We start from the raw sequence: 15,449 nt of genomic DNA on the forward strand, positions 1-15,449 counted from the left end.
ATTTCACCATCGTGACTATTGGTGATATTTCAAAATTGCATTTAATATAATATGTCGCTACCAACAACCCAACCAGGAGCGATGTAATGCAAAACCACGCAGCAAGAAGCTGGCCGGTACGCACTGTCATGCTGTTCTTATGCATGCTGTGCCTTGCCATCAATGCCGGCGCATATGCCAGTGATAGCCTGCCCAGCAGAATATCGGCCTATGGAGGGTCCTACGAAACCACGGACGGCTATGGCGCCACCTGCGTCAACGGCAACGCCTACAGCGCGGGCTGCAGCTGTCCCGGCGGTGTGCAACCACAGGCGCAATTTCGGGTACTAAACGATGTGAGCGGGCCAGGTTCGGTCCATGGCGGCAATTTGATGATGTGCTCCGCCGGCACCAATACCGCCAGCGAATACGCCGGCGGCTATCAACTGGATGACGCGGTCGCCGGCGGCGCCGGTTGCCGCTTCGCCAACGGCATCACCGGCTCATGCTCCTGCCCGGCCGGCACGAATTCGGTGCAAATGCGTGTCGCGGTCGATGGCACCAGCGGCATTTTCCTTAACAGCAGTCTGTACATGTGCATGAAGGCCACGTCGGTTCCGCAAAACTTCGGCGGCGCCTACCAGTACGACGACGACAACTCATGCCGCGCAGCCAACCCTTACACCGGCGGCTGCAGCTGCCCGGCCAACTTCAGCGGGCAGCCGCACCGGGCCGAGATCATGGTTAACGGGAACCGCGGCGGCACCACCCTCATGACCTGCCTGCCGGCAGCTCAGACCGCGCAGATCTGCCCTGGCAACTCGGCCGATCCGACCGGCCGCATTTCCGCGACCAGCGCGATTCAGAACTGCATCAACAGCACCACGGCGGGCGCCGAACTGGCGATACCGGCCGGCACCTACCTGATCGATGGGCAGCTACTCATTAACAAGGCCATGACGCTGCGCACGCTGGGAACCGCTCCCTCAGGCGGCACGGCGGTAGAGCCGTGTGGCCGGTCCACGCCTTGCGCCACCTTGCTGGCCAGCCCGAACCAATTGGTACATACCGGCTTCCTGTATGTGGCCAACACGCCTCACGTGACGGTCGACCACATCATCCTGGACGGCAACCGCTTCAAGCGCCTGGGCAGCGTCGCCTATTCGCGCTGCACCTCCACCACCGCGTACGACTCCTCGTATGGCTACAACGCGGAATTCTTGAACAGCCCGTACGGCAAATTCACCAACTCCATCACCACACGGGCGCTGTGCGGCTCGGCATTGTCCTTCGACAGCGATTTTGGCGAGATCGCCAACAGCGTGTTTTCCGACAATGGCGATGGCAGCGTGCCAGGCGCATGGTCGGATGGGCTGACGGTCGGCATCGATAACGGCAGCATTCATGACAATCAATTCATCAACAATAGCGATGTCAATATGGTGCTGGTAAGAGGCGTCAATACGCCGGTGAAGAACAACACCATCGTCATGAACAACAATCACGCGTTTGCGGGTATTCAGCTGGACAATTTCGCCAACAACTGGTCGGGCGATTTCAGCGGCGGCAGCATCACCAATAACACCGTCAACTGCGCTCCGGGAAAATGCTTCTTTGCCGTGAATATCGGCGCCCATCCATGGAACCCGTCGTCCAGCAACGTATTCGGCGCGACCTTTACCAACAACACCTTGACCGGTGGCGTCATTACGCTGAACGTCGATGGTGGAGGAACGCCTGCGCATCCCATCACCATCTCCAACAACAACCTGGGCAGCGCGCATACCGGCCCCGCCGTCAGCTGTGGCCCCAGCCACGGAACCCAAACCATTGTTTCCTCGCGTTACAACGTGAGCCCCGATTCCACAGTCACCGGCAACCAAGGCTCGCCGGACACCGTGCAGGTGGTGCACCAATGTGAAGGTGGTTGACCGCTGTCAGGCGGCGTCGAGGAAGAAGATGGCGGTGAGCTTGGCCGGCGTCTTCTCGGTCGGCTTGTCGATCTGGATCTGGGCGCAGTCCTCGGCCACCAGGCTACGCCAGTTGCCCACGCCGGCGGCAGAGAATATCGTATGCGCCTTGGAGCTCATGCTCATGTCGATCGCCAAGCGCGCATTGCGCTCGCCGGTCTTGGCGTAGTTCACGCCGCGCAGTTCGATGCCGTAGGCGGTCAGCCAGGGTTCCCACAGGCCCGATTCCACGCCCTGCACGATGCGGTTCAACATGACTTCCAGCGTCAGGCCCTTTTTCACCACGGCGCGCAGCACCTGCAGCGACGGCGCGTAACGCGCGTCGGTGCTCTGCTTGCCGGCGCCGCTGTCGCCGATCGCCTTCGCTTCCTTGGAAAAGGCGGCGTCGCGCTCCGTGTAGTCGCGCATGCGCGAGTAGAAATCGGCGTTCAGGAAGGGATTCGCTACCCGGCCCGCAGGCGCTTGTTTTTGGTTCGTCATGGTCAGGCCTTAATGTGTAAGGCCGTAGTTTAACCGACTCGGAAGCCCTCGACGACTATCCTGGTGGCTTCGGCGATGATCTCGCTGCGCGCCTTGTCGTCCTTGCCAGGCTGGGTGAGGTAGACCACCAGCGCCAGCGGCGCCTTCCCCGGTTGCCAAATCACGCCGATGTCGTTGGTGCTGCCATAGTCGCCGGTGCCGGTTTTGTCGGCCACCAGGCTGCCCGACGGTACGCCGGCGTGGATGCGGGTGTCGCCGGTGGTGGTCCCCAGCATCCAGTCCTTGAGCTGCTTGCGCTGCACCGCACCCAGGCCGTCGCCCAGCACCAGCTTGTGCAGCGACTCCACCATCGCCGCCGGCGTGGTGGTGTCGCGCAGATCGCCGGGCAGCGCGGTGTTGAGCTCCGTCTCCATGCGGTCCAGGCGGAATTCCATGTCGCCTATCGAGCGCGCGAAGGCCGTCACCGCGGCCGGCCCGCCGATCTGCTTCATCAGCAGGTTGGCCGCCGTGTTGTCGCTGGTCTGGATGGTCGCCTCGCACAGCGCCGCGACGGTCATACCCTTGCCGATGTGTTTTTCGGTGACGGGCGAATAGCTCACCATGTCCGCCTTCGCATAGCGCACACGCTTCTTCAGCAGCGACGGCTCCCTGGCCAGCACCGCCGCACACAGCATCGTCTTGAAGGTGCTGCAGAACGGGAAACGCTCGTCGGCGCGGTGCAGCAGGCGGCGGCCGTCGGCCGTGTTCATCGCGGCCACGCCCAGCCGTCCGCCCGAATCGGCCTCCAGCTTGGCCAGCAAGGCCGCCGCCGACAGCGGCATGGACGATGGCGCGTTGTCCAGCAGGTCGGCGGCGTTGGCGAAGGGAGCGGCGGCAAGCGCCAGCAACAGGGTACGGCGGGTGACGGAAACGGTCATGGTGCTAGGTGTAAGTTAAACAATGTTTCGCATCTTACCAGCCGTTTCTTAAGCTCGTATTGGGCCCGTGTTCAATTGAACGCACCCCGTTTGGCGCCGGATGTAGACTCGTCGCATGGCCCCTCAAGTCCTCATCGTCGGCGCAGGTCCCACTGGCCTGGTGCTCGCCATCCGCCTGGCGCGGCATGGCGTGGCCGTGCGCATCATCGACAAAAACAGCGGCCCGGGCCAGGCTTCGCGCGCCATGGCGGTGCACGCCCGCACGCTGGAGTTCTACCGGCAGCTGGGCTTTGCCGATGTCGTCGTCAATCTCGGCATCAAGGTCGAAGCGATCCACCTGCGCGAAGCCGGCGAGGATGTCGTCGAGCTGCCGCTCAAGGATATCGGCGCGGGCCTCAGTCCCTACCCTTTCGTGCTGGCCTACCCGCAGGACGATCACGAACGCTTCCTGGTCGGGCAGTTGGAGGCGCTCGGCATCGCCGTCGAATGGAACACCGGGCTGGAATCGTTCACCCAGGACGAATGGGGCGTGCGCGCCGTGCTGGCGCGTGGCGGCGAGCGCATCGCGTGCAGCAGCGTCTACCTGTGCGGCTGCGACGGCGCCCACAGCCGCGTGCGCGAATCGCTCAAGCTCGATTTCTCCGGCGGCACCTACGACCATCTGTACTACGTGGCCGACGTCAAGACCTCGGGCCCGGACAACCGCGACCTGATCGGCCATGTCGGCGCCAACACCTTTGCGCTGATGCTGCCGGTGCGCTCGCGCGGCATGCAGCGCCTGATCGGCATCATGCCGCCGCAGGCGGAGGCCGTGCCGGAGCCGGGCTTCGAGGACGTCCGCCCGGTGCTGGAGCCGCTGCTCGGCATCCGGGTGGAGCAGGTCAACTGGTTCTCCACCTACCGCGTGCACCACCGCGTGGCCTCGCAGTTCCGCGCCGGGCGCTGCTTCCTGAGCGGCGACGCGGCCCACGTCCACAGCCCGGCCGGCGGCCAGGGCATGAACACCGGCATCGGCGACGCCGTCAACCTGTCGTGGAAACTGGCCCAGGTGCTGCAAGGCCGCGCCGATCCTGCCATGCTCGACACCTACCAGGCCGAACGCATCGTGTTCGCGCGCAAGCTGGTGGCCACCACCGACCGCGCTTTCCAGATGGTGGTGTCGCAGGGCGCCGGCGGACAGCTGCTGCGCAACTGGCTGGTGCCGCATCTGTTCCCGATGCTGGCCGGCTTCGCCGCCGCGCGCCGCACGCTGTTCCGGACCTTGTCGCAGGTGCGCATCCACTATCCCGACAGCCACCTGAGCGCGGGCCGCGCCGGCGACGTGATCGGCGGCGACCGGCTGCCGTGGGTGCCGCAGGCCGACGGCGGCGACAACTTCGACGCGCTGCAATCGCTGGACTGGCAGCTGCACGTCTACGGCGCGGCCATGCCCGAACTGGAGGCCTTCGCAGGCGGCCTGTCGCTGCCGCTGCACGTCTACCCGTGGACCGAGGCCACCTCCAACGCCGGCCTGCTGCGCGACGCGGCCTATCTGATCCGGCCCGACATGCACGTGGCGCTGGCCATGCCGCGCCAGGAACTCGACTCCCTGCACCACATGGCGGCGCGCTACCACCTGCGCTTCGCCCATCGCAAAATTGATTGACACGCTTCCCGGCATCAGGCTAAGGTCTTCACCGCACGAATTCTCTGCCTGCCCATAAAGGAAGCCATGAACCATCAGCCCCAGAATTTCTCCCGCCGTCAACTGCTGTTGTCGGCGCTGTCCGCCGCCGCCGTCAACACGCTGCCCGGCTTCGCGCTGGCGCAAGCCGCACCGGCCGACGCCCAGTTCTCCACGCTGCTGGAGAACTTCGCCGACGAGATTCTACGTCTGGCGCCGACCAGCGCCACCTCGCTGGGCCTGGACAAGGGCGCGCGCGCCGGCCTGAAGGCGCAGCTGGAAGACCTCTCGCCCGCCGGCGACGCCGCCTGGGCCGCGCAGGTGCGCTCCATGCTGGGGCGCCTGTCCGCGCTGGACCGCAACGCGCTCGGCGCCGACGCGCAGATCCGCTACGACACCGTGCGCTACGCCGCCAGCGAAGGCGTGGCCGGCTTGCGCTTCCCGTTCGGCGGCGCCGCCAGCGGCTTCTTTGGCGGCACCTCGCCCTTCCCCGTCACCCAGCAGGATGGCGCGCTGACCCGCATTCCCGAATTCCTCGACTCGCAGCACCAGATCGCCAACGCCGCCGACGCCGAGGCCTATCTGGAACGCGTGGCCGGCATGGCGCGCATGCTGGACCAGGAGACCGCCCGCATCGTCGAACAGGCCGGCCACGGCATCATGCCGCCGGACTTCATCGCCCGCACCGCGCTGGGGCAGCTGAAGGACTACCGCAAAACCGCGGTCGCCGCGCAAAAGCTGGTCACGTCGATCAGCGAGCGCACCGAAAAACTGGGCATCGCCGGCGACTGGAACGCGCGCGCGGCCAAGCTGGTCGACGGCATGGTCTATCCGGCGCTGGATCGGCAGATCGCCGCCTTCGCCAAGGCCACGGCCAAGGCGAGCGATATCGCCGGCGTGCACCGCCTGCCCGATGGCGCCGCGTACTACGAGTGGGCGCTCAAGCTGGGCACCTCCACCAGCCACAGCGCCCGCGAGATCCATGCGATCGGGCTGGAACAGAACAAGCAGCTGCAGGCGCGCATCGACACCATCCTCAAGGCGCAGGGCATCAAACACGGCACGGTGGGCGCGCGCCTGCAGGCGCTGGCCAAGGACCCGAAGCGCTTCTATGCCGACAACGACCAGGGCCGCGAGCAGCTGATCGCCTACTGCAATGAGCGCATCCAGGCCGTGCGCGCGCTGATGCCGAAGATCTCGCACATGGATTTGAAGGTGCCGCTGCAGGTCAAGCGCGTGCCGGCCGATATCGAAGCCGGTGCGGCGCTGGGCTATATGAACTTCGCCTCGCTGGACGGATCGCGTCCGGCCATCTACTACATCAACCTGAAATCGACCACCTTGTGGCCGAAGTCGGAGCTGGCCACGCTGACCGCGCACGAAGGCCTGCCGGGCCACGCCTTCCAGGGCGCGTATCTGGCCGAGCACCACGACCAGCTGCCGCTGATCGCATCGCTGATGGGCTTTAACGCCTTCGTCGAAGGCTGGGCGCTGTATGCGGAACAGCTGGTCGACGAATTCGGCTTGTACGCGAACGATCCGTTCAGTCAGATCGGCTATCTCCAGGCGCAGCAGTTCCGCGCCTGCCGGCTGGTGGTCGATACCGGCATCCACGCGATGAAGTGGACGCGCCAGCAGGCGATCCGCTTCCTGGTGGAGAACACGGGGCGCGGCCTGCAGGCGATGACCAGCGAGATCGACCGCTATTGCGTGTCGCCGGGCCAGGCCTGCGGCTACAAGATGGGCCACAACGAAATCCTGCGCCAGCGCGAGCGCGCCAAGGCGGCGCTGGGCGGCAGGTTCGACCTGGCCGCCTTCAACGACGCGCTGGTGCAAAGCTGCGGCGTGCCGCTGACCGTGCTGCCGACGGTGGTGGACCGCTACATCGGCGGCGCCAAGAAAGCCTGAGCAGACTGGTGGCTTGATACCATACTCAGCCGAATATCCCGCGGGTACGCGACACGGTAATTCGGCAAGTATCAGTGCCATTGAAGCTCACAAAAACCGGATCGTCGTTGCCCTGTGGGACAGAAAAACTAGTCCTGTCATACGACGGCCCTCCATCATAGCCAAGGCTGGTATATTGGTTCGGTTTGCTTCCGATTGACTCTTCGAGCGCTGCTGAAGTGGGGCAGGAAGTGGAAGAAAACTCCAACTCAAGGACATTGAGAAATTTCGCCTGCGCGGACGGGGAGCGGTATGGGCTCCAGCTAATGAAAACTCTCTTTACGCCCAGCTCGGATTCAGAGGGGAAATAATAGGCACTGAATCTTTGAGATGTGTGCGCATCGAAAGGTCCCTGCCACGTCATCTTTTCCTCTAAACCGGGTAATTTTAATTCGCGCGCCAGTGCCAGAAAGTCCACTTCCTGGTCATTTTTTACGAGATTAGCCACAGCCTGCGCAATCACGCGACCTGTATCTTTCTCAAGCGCTTGTGCAGAACCCTGCGGTAGGGCGACTAAAGCTGTAAATCCTAAAACTGTCCAAAACGTTATCATTGAAATCTTGAAAGGCATCACGATTTTATTGTATAAATTATTATACAAAGTTCTATTATTCATGCCAACCCAAGCCGGGTCGTTTCCTCCAATCTGGCATCTGCAACGCACATGCCAGCGCGCCTGCCGTTGAAATATTCCGAAATTGCCCCTGGTATATTGAGCGACATTACGAATCAGAGTAAAAGTAAACATTCACGCTAGCCGCGCCAGACGGGGGCGCCGGGAAGCGCCATCAATTCTGAAGCTAGAGGATCACATGCACGCTGGCTGGACGCGCCGGTCGTTCCTCCCAACCGCCATGCTGGCCTTGGCCGGCCGGCTGACACCCCTGATGGCGTTCGCCATGGCCGGGGCCGCCGCGGCTGACGTCAAGCCGCTCAAAAGCTACACGATCGGGGTCGAGGACCTGCAATACTACCCCCTGCATACGACCAGCAATGGCAATACCTTCGGCGGCTTCGCGCGCGAGGTGCTGGACATGTTCGCCAAGGAAAAGAGCTATACCTTCCGTTATGTGCCCTTGCCGGTCAACCGCCTGTATGTCGCCTTCCTGAAGGAGCGCACGCTCGACTTCAAATACCCCGACAATCCCAAATGGCGGGAGGACCTGCGCGGCGCGGCCAAGATCCGTTACAGCGCGACGCTGGTCACCTCGGAGGAGGGAGCGATGGTGCTGCCCCAGAACAAAGGGCGCGCGCTGCGCCAGATCAAGTCGCTGGGCACGGTGCTCTGTTTTACCCCCTGGTCCTATCTGCCGGCGATCGACAGCAAGGCCATCGCGCTCAGCACCAGCAACGGCTTCGAGGGCCTGCTCAGGCATGCCCTGGCCAACCATCTCGACGCCGTGTACATCAATGTCGATGTCGCCAACTTCCTGCTGGCGTCGGAGCTGAAGACGCCGGGTGGACTGGTGTTCGACCCGGGTCTGCCACACGCGCGCAGCGATTTCAGCCTGTCGACCCTGCGCCACGCCGAGGTGTTGGAGGAATTCGACGCTTTTTTGCGGCGCGAGCGTCCGCAGCTGCAGGCGCTCAAGCTCAAATACGGGATGGAGGAACGCGGCGGCCCCTGATTGATCGCCCCAAGCGAGAACACAAGTGGTAAAGTTGGACTTCGTCCTGAACAAGACGAAGAGATGGTCGCGGCCATCACATTCGCCCCCCGGCCCTCGCCCAGGATACGCAGGGACGGGCCTGACACCGCATCTATCGCCGCATGCTGAGCCTACACACCAACGCCGCCTCGCTGTCCGCGCAAGCCGCCCTGCTCCACGCGGAGAGCAGGACAGCGGTCGCCATGACGCGGCTGGGCAGCGGCTTCCGCGTCAACTCGGCGCGCGACGACGCGGCAGGCTTGCAGATCGCCACCAGGCTGATCTCGCAGTCCCATGGCATGGCGGCGGCGCGGAATAATATTCAGAAGGACATTTCGATCCTGCAGACGGCCGACGGCGCGCTCGATGAGAGCAGCGCCATCCTGATCCGCATGAAGGATTTGGCCACCCAGGCCGCGGACGGCTCGGCCACGGCCGGCGACCGCGTTGCGATGCAGGCCGAATACACCGCGCTCAGTCATGAATTGAGCAATATCTCCAGCGCGACCACCTTCGGCGGCAGCAAGCTGCTGCTGGGCGACACGGCGGCGGAGCGGGCGGGCGTGGTGGTGGCCACCGCCAACGCGGTCGCCAACGCCGCCAACGCGGCCGCCGCGCACGTGGCCGCCGTGGCCGCCTACAACGCCGCCGTCGCCGCCGACGCCGCCGGATCGACGCCGGCCACGCGGGCGGCGCTCGCCAGCACCTTGGGCGCGGCCGCCACGGCGACCGAGACCGCCAGCGTCGCCGCGCTCGCCGCCACCGACGCCCAGGACTACGCCGCCGCAGTGGCGACGGCGACGGCGGTCGACGGCAAGTTTTCCCGCTCGGTCTCGTTCCAGATCGGCGCCTCCGCCCGCGAGGTGCTGGTCTATAACCTGACGCCCTTGCTGAGCGATATGCATACCGCCCTGCACGCGGCCTCGACCACCTACGACACCTTCGGCATCGCCGTCAAAGGCAGCGGCACCGACCTGGTCATCGCGTCGGCGGCCTCCGCGTCCATCGATAAACTGAACCAGGCGCTGGACGCGGTCGCCGCAGTGCGCTCCAGCCTGGGCGCCACGACCAATCGCCTGAGCCATTCGGACAGCAATCTGGCCAATATGAGCGCCAACACCATCCAGGCGACCGGCCGCATCATGGACACCGATTTCGCACAGGAAAGCGCCGAAATGGCCAGCAATCAATTGCTGATGAAGACAGGCAGCGCCATGCTACGGGGCAGCAACAGCATCTCGTCCCTGCTGATGTCGCTGCTCAAATAGGGCGCCGGCACAGCGGCCTATTTGACAAAATACGTGCCGACGCAGACCATGGTATCCCCCGCGCCGCGCTCGCAATACGAGCGTTTCAATTCATAGCCCTGGCTATTCGGATTGGTGAATTTGTAGGGGCCGTACCAGCCCCGCGATGTGCTCTTGACCATGTCGATCATGCCCTGGATAAAAGGATTGCCATCGACATCCTTGATGGCGGCCAGGTTCTTGCCCACCATCTTGGGATTGGCGCCCTGCGCCAGGCAGATGCCGCCGAAATCATAGACGAACACATACAGGTCGCGGTCCTTGAAGGCGCCGTCCGGATGTTCGGTGAAAGCCTTGTAGGCGCTCTCCGGCCCGGCCGACTTAACCAGCGCGACCGCCTTTTTCACCATCTCCTGCGCCTCCTTTTCGCTGCCGTGCTCGGCCGCGCCGGCCGGCGCCGCGCTCAACAGGGTCAAACAGCATACGGCGCCCAGCGTGTTACGCAACAGTGTGTTCATCGTGACTCCATCTTCGTCGAAAGAAAACTGGCCGCGCGTTCGCGACATTGCTTTGATTCTACTCCACCCGGCCGGCCGAATCCGGCTTTCAGCACCCTGCGCAGCCGCGCCAGCGGGCCGGGTATAATTATTTTTTTGCCACTGTTGATACCATCGAGGCGCACCATGACAGAGAAGACATTGAACTCCAAGGTTGATGCATACGTCGGCAAGCCAGGCACATGGCAGGACGCATTCAAGAACCTGCGCGCCATCGCCCTCGACTGCGACCTGGCTGAGGACTTCAAATGGGGCCATCCCTGCTACACGCTCGACGACCAGAACATCGTGCTGATGCACGGCTTCAAGGAATACTGCGCACTGCTGTTTTTCAAAGGCGCCTTGATGCAGGACCCCAGATCCATCCTGATCCAGCAAACGGAGAATGTGCAGGCCGGCCGCCAGATCCGCTTCACCAGCGCCGAGGAGATCGCCAAGATGGCATCGACCTTGAAGTCCTACATCCGTGAAGCCATCAAGGTGGAACAGTCCGGCGCGCAGGTGGAATTCAAGAAGACCGCCGAATTCGCGATGCCCGAGGAATTCCTGAACAGGCTGGAAGCATCCCCCGAACTGCAGGAAGCCTTCGCCGCGCTGACGCCGGGCCGGCAACGCGGCTACCTCCTCCACTTCTCCTCAGCCAAGCAAGCCAAGACCCGCATGGCGCGCGTGGAAAAGTGCGTCCCGCACATCCTCAAAGGCAAGGGACTGGATGACTAACCCTGGGGGGCTTACCGACGTTAGATGGTAAACTTGCGGCTATCATGAAAACCATAGCCATCATCGGCGGCGGCATCACCGGCGTCACCACCGCCTACGCGCTTGCCAGGCGCGGCTTCGCCGTCACGCTGCTGGAGCGCCATCGCTATGCGGCGATGGAGACTTCCTTCGCCAACGGCGGCCAGCTGTCCGCATCCAACGCCGAGGCCTGGAACCATCGCGACACCGTCGTCAAGGGCTTGAAGTGGATGCTGAAGAACGACGCGCCGCTGCTGCTCAATCCGAAACCGACTTGGCATAAGCTGTCGTGGTTCGCGGAGTTCATCGCCGCCATCCCCCACTATCGCGACAACACCATCGCCACCACCAGGCTGGCCGTGGCCGCGCGCAAGCACCTGTTCAGCTGGGCCGAGGAGGAAGGCATAGACTTCAACCTCAAACGCCAAGGCATCCTGCACATCCACCGCGACCGCGCCGGTTTCGAGCACGCGGCCGAGGTGTCCAGGCTGCTGGCGCAAGGCGGCCTGCCGCGCCGCGCCGTCACGCCGGACGAGATGCGCGCCATCGAGCCGGCATTGAGCGGCCAGTTCTACGGCGGCCACTACACCGAAAGCGACAGCTCCGGCGATATCCACAAGTTCACCACCGGCCTGGCGCAAGCCGCGCAGCGCCTGGGCGTGGACCTGCGCTTCGACCAGCAGGTGACCAAGGTCAGCGCCGACGCCGCCGGCGCGCACATCACCGTCGCGCACGGCGATGCCGAAGACACCCGCCGCTACGACGCGGTGGTGGTCTGCGCCGGCACCGCCAGCCGCGACATCGCGGCCATGCTGGGCGACCGCGTCAACGTCTACCCGGTGAAGGGCTATTCGATCACCGTCCACCTGAACGACGCCGCCAGCCAGGCCGCGGCGCCCAACGTCAGCCTGGTGGACGACGCCACCAAACTGGTCGCCAGCCGCCTGGGCGTGGACCGCCTGCGCGTGGCCGGCACGGCGGAGTTCAACGGCTACAACCGCGACATCCGCGCCGACCGCATCGCGCCGCTGACCGACTGGGTGCGGCTATGCTTCCCCGGCGTCGCCACGCGCGAGGCGACGCCCTGGGCCGGCCTGCGTCCGATGATGCCCAACCTGGTCCCGCGCGTGGGCCGCGGCAAGGCGCCCACCGTGTTCTACAACACCGGCCACGGCCACCTGGGCTGGACGCTGTCGGCCGCCACCGCCGACCTCATCGCCGAATCGGTGTTGGCCGCCTTGGGCGCGCCAACGCCATCCGTTAGCCAACGTACCGCGCAAGACTTGAAAATGGCGTAAACTGCCACCATATTCAGCCTGTCCCTACAAGGAGTTCCGACATGACGGCAAAATCTTTCGCACGTATGACCCTGCTGGCCGGCGCCCTGGCGCTGGCGGTGCCGGCGTTTGCGGCCGAACCCACGATACACGATGTTTATGTAGCCGCAGAAGCAGGCAAGTACACTGACGCCCAGGCGCTGATGGACCAGGTCCTCAAAGCCCACCCGAACAGCGCCAAGGCGCACTTCGTGGAGGCCGAACTGCTGGCCAAGCAAGGCAAGTTCGCCGCCGCGCAGGGCGAGCTGGCCACTGCCGAACGGCTGGCGCCCGGCCTGCCGAAGGTGGACCCCGCCGCGGTGACCAGGCTGCGCACGCTGCTGGCCGACGGCCAGAAGCCGCGCGCCAACTACTCGCAGCAGCAGCCGGCCCGCAGCAACGCCGGTTACAGCAATGGCAACTACGGCGCGCCGCAGAGCAGCGGCATCCCCTGGGGCACCATCCTGATCCTCGGTGGCGGCCTGCTGGGCTTTATCTGGCTGGCGACGCGCTTCATGTCGCGCCGTAACCAGCAGACCGACAGCTACAACAACCCGGCCGGCTACAACCCCGGCGGCGCGGCGCCCGGCTATGCACCCGGCGGCGCCTACCCGCAACAGGGCTATCCGCAGCCAGGCTACGGCCAGCCGCAAGGTAGCGGCATGGGCTCGCGCATCATGGGCGGCCTGGCGACCGGCGCCGCGGTGGGCGCGGGCATCGTGGCCGGCGAAGCGATCGCGCGCCAGTTCACCGGCGGCAACCACGATTCGGGCAACCGCGACCAGCCGCGCAACGACATCGTCTACGACGACCCGTCGCGCGACGAACTGCTGCGCCGCGACGACATGGGCGGCAACGACTTCGGCGTCAGCGGCGGCTGGGACGACGGCGGCAGCAGCGGCGGCGACAGCGGCGGCGGGGGCGGCGGCGACTGGGACTAATCCCACCTCACGGGGCGCGGCGCTCGCCCGCCCCGGCAGCTTCCATCGCAACATCCCAATACGGCGGATCGCCGAAATACTCCCTCAAATGACGTATCAGCAGCTGGGCCTTGGCCTGGTTGGAGCGGCCCGGCATGTGCACCGCATGCACGGCCGACTCGTACGGGTCGCGCCGGCCCTGGCTTGCGGAGCGCCGCACCGGCGCCATCGGGAACACCGGCACCAGCTGACCCGCCACGATGGCGTCGCTCACCAGCCAGTTCGCCAGATGCACCAGGCCCGCGCCGCCGATGGCCGCGTGCAGCAACGAGTCGGTGTCGTCGCAGCGCAGCTTGCCCTTGACGGCCAGCGGCTGGTTCTGGTTCACGCCTTCGAAGCGCCACCAGCCGCGCGGCGCGGCGCGCCCGGTCACGGTCAGGCATTGGTGATTGAGCAGGTCCAGCGGCGTTTGCGGCCAGCCGTGGCGCTCCAGATAGGCCGGGCTGGCGCTGACCACGCGGTTCTGGATGGCCAGCCGCGTCGCCACCAGGCCGCTGTCGGGCAGCACGCCGGCGCGCACCGCCACATCCACCCGGCGCGCTGACAGATCGACGATGTCGTCGCTGACGTGCAGCTCCACCTCCAGCAGCGGACAGTGCTGCAAAAAATCGGCGATGGCCGGCGCCACATGCAGCCGTCCGAACGCGGCCGGCGCGGTCACCGTCAGCAGGCCGCGCGGTTCGCTGTCGAGTTCCTGCACGGCGGCCTTGCCTTCGGCCAGCTCGGCCAGAATGTTGCGGGCGCGCGGCAGAAAGCGTTCGCCGGCGTCGGTCAGCAGCATTTGCCGCGAACTGCGCAACAGCAGGCGCGAGCCCACCTCGGCCTCCAGCGCGTCGAGCTTGCGCGACACCGACGACACCGCCATCTTCAACTCGGCCGCCGCGCGCGACAGACTGCCGTGCTCCACCACCGCCAACAAGCACCTCAACCCTTCGAACATCGCCCTCTCCGATCTTTGCAAATCACGCAAAATTAATTTGCATTAACGAGTATTGTGCCATTTTTTGCAAAGCTGCATACTGTGTTTAGTAAATCCAACAAGAGGAATAAAAATGCAATTCATCCACAAGCTTACCCCGATCGCCGCCGCTATAGCCTTCGCCGCCGGCGCGCCGGCTTATGCAGCCGCTCCTCTGGCCGGCACCAACGCGCCGGGCTTTTTCCGCATCATGCTGGGCGACTTTGAAGTGACCGCGATCAGCGACGGCACCGTCGACCTGCCGATGGACAAGCTGCTGCACCAGCCGCCGGCCACGACCGACAAGGAAATGGCGCGCGCCTACCTGAGCAATCCGCAGGAAACCTCGGTCACGGGCTATCTGGTCAACACGGGCTCCAAGCTGGTGCTGATCGACACCGGCGCCGGCAACCTGTTCGGGCCGACGCTGGGCAAGCTGCTGGCCAACCTGAAAGCGTCGGGCTATCAGCCGGAGCAGGTCGACGAGGTGCTGATCACCCACATGCACCCGGACCACGTCGGCGGCCTGGCTGCCAACGGCCAGGCGGCCTTCCCCAACGCCGTCGTCCGCGCAGACCAGCACGACACCGACTTCTGGCTCAGCCAGGCCAATATGGACAAGGCGCCGGCCGACAGCAAGGGCTACTTCCAGGGCGCGATGGCGTCGCTGTCGCCGTACAGCGGCAAGCAGCGCCTGCAGCCGTTCGACGGCGCCACCGAGATCACGCCGGGCATCCGCGCGGTCGCCAGCTATGGCCACACGCCGGGCCACATCAGCTATCTGGTCGAGAGCAAGGGCAAGAAGCTGCTGCTGGTGGGGGACCTGATCCACGCGGGCGCCGTGCAGTTCGACCATCCCGAGGTGACCATCAATTTCGACAGCGATCCGAAGACCGCCGCCGCCGCGCGCAAGCAGGTCTTCACCGCCGCCACCAAGGACGGCACGCTGATCGGCGCGGCCCACCTGCCCTTCCCCGGCCTGGGCCACTTGCGCGGCAACGGCAAGGCTTACGTGTGGGTGGCGACCAACTACACCCAGCTGCGCTAA

Annotated in this window: 14 protein-coding genes; 9 read left to right on the top strand and 5 right to left on the bottom strand. The window is 64.9% G+C overall.

Going from position 1 to position 15,449, the window contains the following annotated elements; translation table 11 throughout:
* Positions 1-86: 86 nt before the first annotated feature.
* Positions 87-1,910 carry a hypothetical protein gene (locus tag AC07WS_RS19095; RefSeq protein ID WP_494730596.1) on the top strand — a complete coding sequence of 608 codons (1,824 nt, stop codon included), beginning with the start codon at positions 87-89 and terminating at the stop codon, positions 1,908-1,910.
* A 6-nt stretch (positions 1,911-1,916) separates the two neighbouring features.
* On the opposite strand, the gene AC07WS_RS19100 is transcribed toward AC07WS_RS19095, so the two are convergent.
* Both AC07WS_RS19100 and bla read right to left on the bottom strand, forming a co-directional pair.
* Positions 1,917-2,429 carry a hypothetical protein gene (locus tag AC07WS_RS19100; protein WP_494730597.1) on the bottom strand — a complete coding sequence of 171 codons (513 nt, stop codon included), beginning with the start codon at positions 2,427-2,429 and terminating at the stop codon, positions 1,917-1,919.
* Between the two features lie 29 nt (positions 2,430-2,458).
* Positions 2,459-3,346 carry a class A beta-lactamase gene (gene bla, locus AC07WS_RS19105; protein WP_494730598.1) on the bottom strand — a complete coding sequence of 296 codons (888 nt, stop codon included), beginning with the start codon at positions 3,344-3,346 and terminating at the stop codon, positions 2,459-2,461.
* A 115-nt stretch (positions 3,347-3,461) separates the two neighbouring features.
* Here bla and AC07WS_RS19110 point away from each other — a divergent pair, with 115 nt between their 5' ends.
* Positions 3,462-4,991, top strand: a complete 1,530-nt coding sequence (locus AC07WS_RS19110) for an FAD-dependent monooxygenase (protein ID WP_494730599.1) — start codon at positions 3,462-3,464, stop codon at positions 4,989-4,991.
* 66 nt (positions 4,992-5,057) lie between these two features.
* Positions 5,058-6,917 (top strand): DUF885 domain-containing protein, encoded by a 1,860-nt coding sequence (locus tag AC07WS_RS19115; protein WP_494730600.1) that lies wholly within the window; start codon positions 5,058-5,060, stop codon positions 6,915-6,917.
* Positions 6,918-6,942: 25 nt separating this feature from the next.
* Here the strand turns inward: AC07WS_RS19115 and AC07WS_RS19120 are convergent, their stop codons facing one another.
* Positions 6,943-7,704, bottom strand: coding sequence for a hypothetical protein (locus tag AC07WS_RS19120; protein ID WP_494730601.1), 762 nt, complete (start codon positions 7,702-7,704; stop codon positions 6,943-6,945).
* Positions 7,705-7,768: 64 nt separating this feature from the next.
* On the opposite strand from AC07WS_RS19120, the gene AC07WS_RS19125 reads away from it, so the two are divergent.
* Positions 7,769-8,584, top strand: coding sequence for a hypothetical protein (locus AC07WS_RS19125; protein WP_494730602.1), 816 nt, complete (start codon positions 7,769-7,771; stop codon positions 8,582-8,584).
* A 143-nt stretch (positions 8,585-8,727) separates the two neighbouring features.
* Positions 8,728-9,873 (top strand): flagellin N-terminal helical domain-containing protein, encoded by a 1,146-nt coding sequence (locus AC07WS_RS19130; RefSeq protein ID WP_494730603.1) that lies wholly within the window; start codon positions 8,728-8,730, stop codon positions 9,871-9,873.
* Between the two features lie 17 nt (positions 9,874-9,890).
* On the opposite strand, the gene AC07WS_RS19135 is transcribed toward AC07WS_RS19130, so the two are convergent.
* A complete protein-coding gene (locus AC07WS_RS19135; RefSeq protein WP_494730604.1) occupies positions 9,891-10,370 on the bottom strand; it encodes a cache domain-containing protein in 480 nt (159 codons plus the stop codon).
* A 165-nt stretch (positions 10,371-10,535) separates the two neighbouring features.
* Here AC07WS_RS19135 and AC07WS_RS19140 point away from each other — a divergent pair, with 165 nt between their 5' ends.
* The 3 genes from AC07WS_RS19140 to AC07WS_RS19150 are packed head-to-tail and all read left to right on the top strand — an operon-like array spanning position 10,536 to position 13,404.
* Complete coding sequence (locus AC07WS_RS19140; RefSeq protein ID WP_494730605.1) at positions 10,536-11,129, top strand: YdeI/OmpD-associated family protein; 594 nt, start codon at positions 10,536-10,538, stop codon at positions 11,127-11,129.
* A 44-nt stretch (positions 11,130-11,173) separates the two neighbouring features.
* On the top strand, positions 11,174-12,445 hold the full coding sequence (locus AC07WS_RS19145; protein WP_494730606.1) for a D-amino acid dehydrogenase: 1,272 nt from the start codon (positions 11,174-11,176) through the stop codon (positions 12,443-12,445).
* 41 nt (positions 12,446-12,486) lie between these two features.
* Entirely contained in the window at positions 12,487-13,404 is a 918-nt protein-coding gene (locus AC07WS_RS19150) for a tetratricopeptide repeat protein (protein WP_494730607.1), read from the top strand.
* Positions 13,405-13,411: 7 nt separating this feature from the next.
* Here AC07WS_RS19150 and AC07WS_RS19155 read toward each other — a convergent pair whose 3' ends face one another.
* On the bottom strand, positions 13,412-14,383 hold the full coding sequence (locus AC07WS_RS19155) for a LysR family transcriptional regulator (RefSeq protein WP_494730608.1): 972 nt from the start codon (positions 14,381-14,383) through the stop codon (positions 13,412-13,414).
* A 112-nt stretch (positions 14,384-14,495) separates the two neighbouring features.
* On the opposite strand from AC07WS_RS19155, the gene AC07WS_RS19160 reads away from it, so the two are divergent.
* Entirely contained in the window at positions 14,496-15,449 is a 954-nt protein-coding gene (locus AC07WS_RS19160; RefSeq protein WP_494730609.1) for an MBL fold metallo-hydrolase, read from the top strand.

Source organism: Duganella sp. GW821-FHT01E12 (assembly GCF_059422325.1).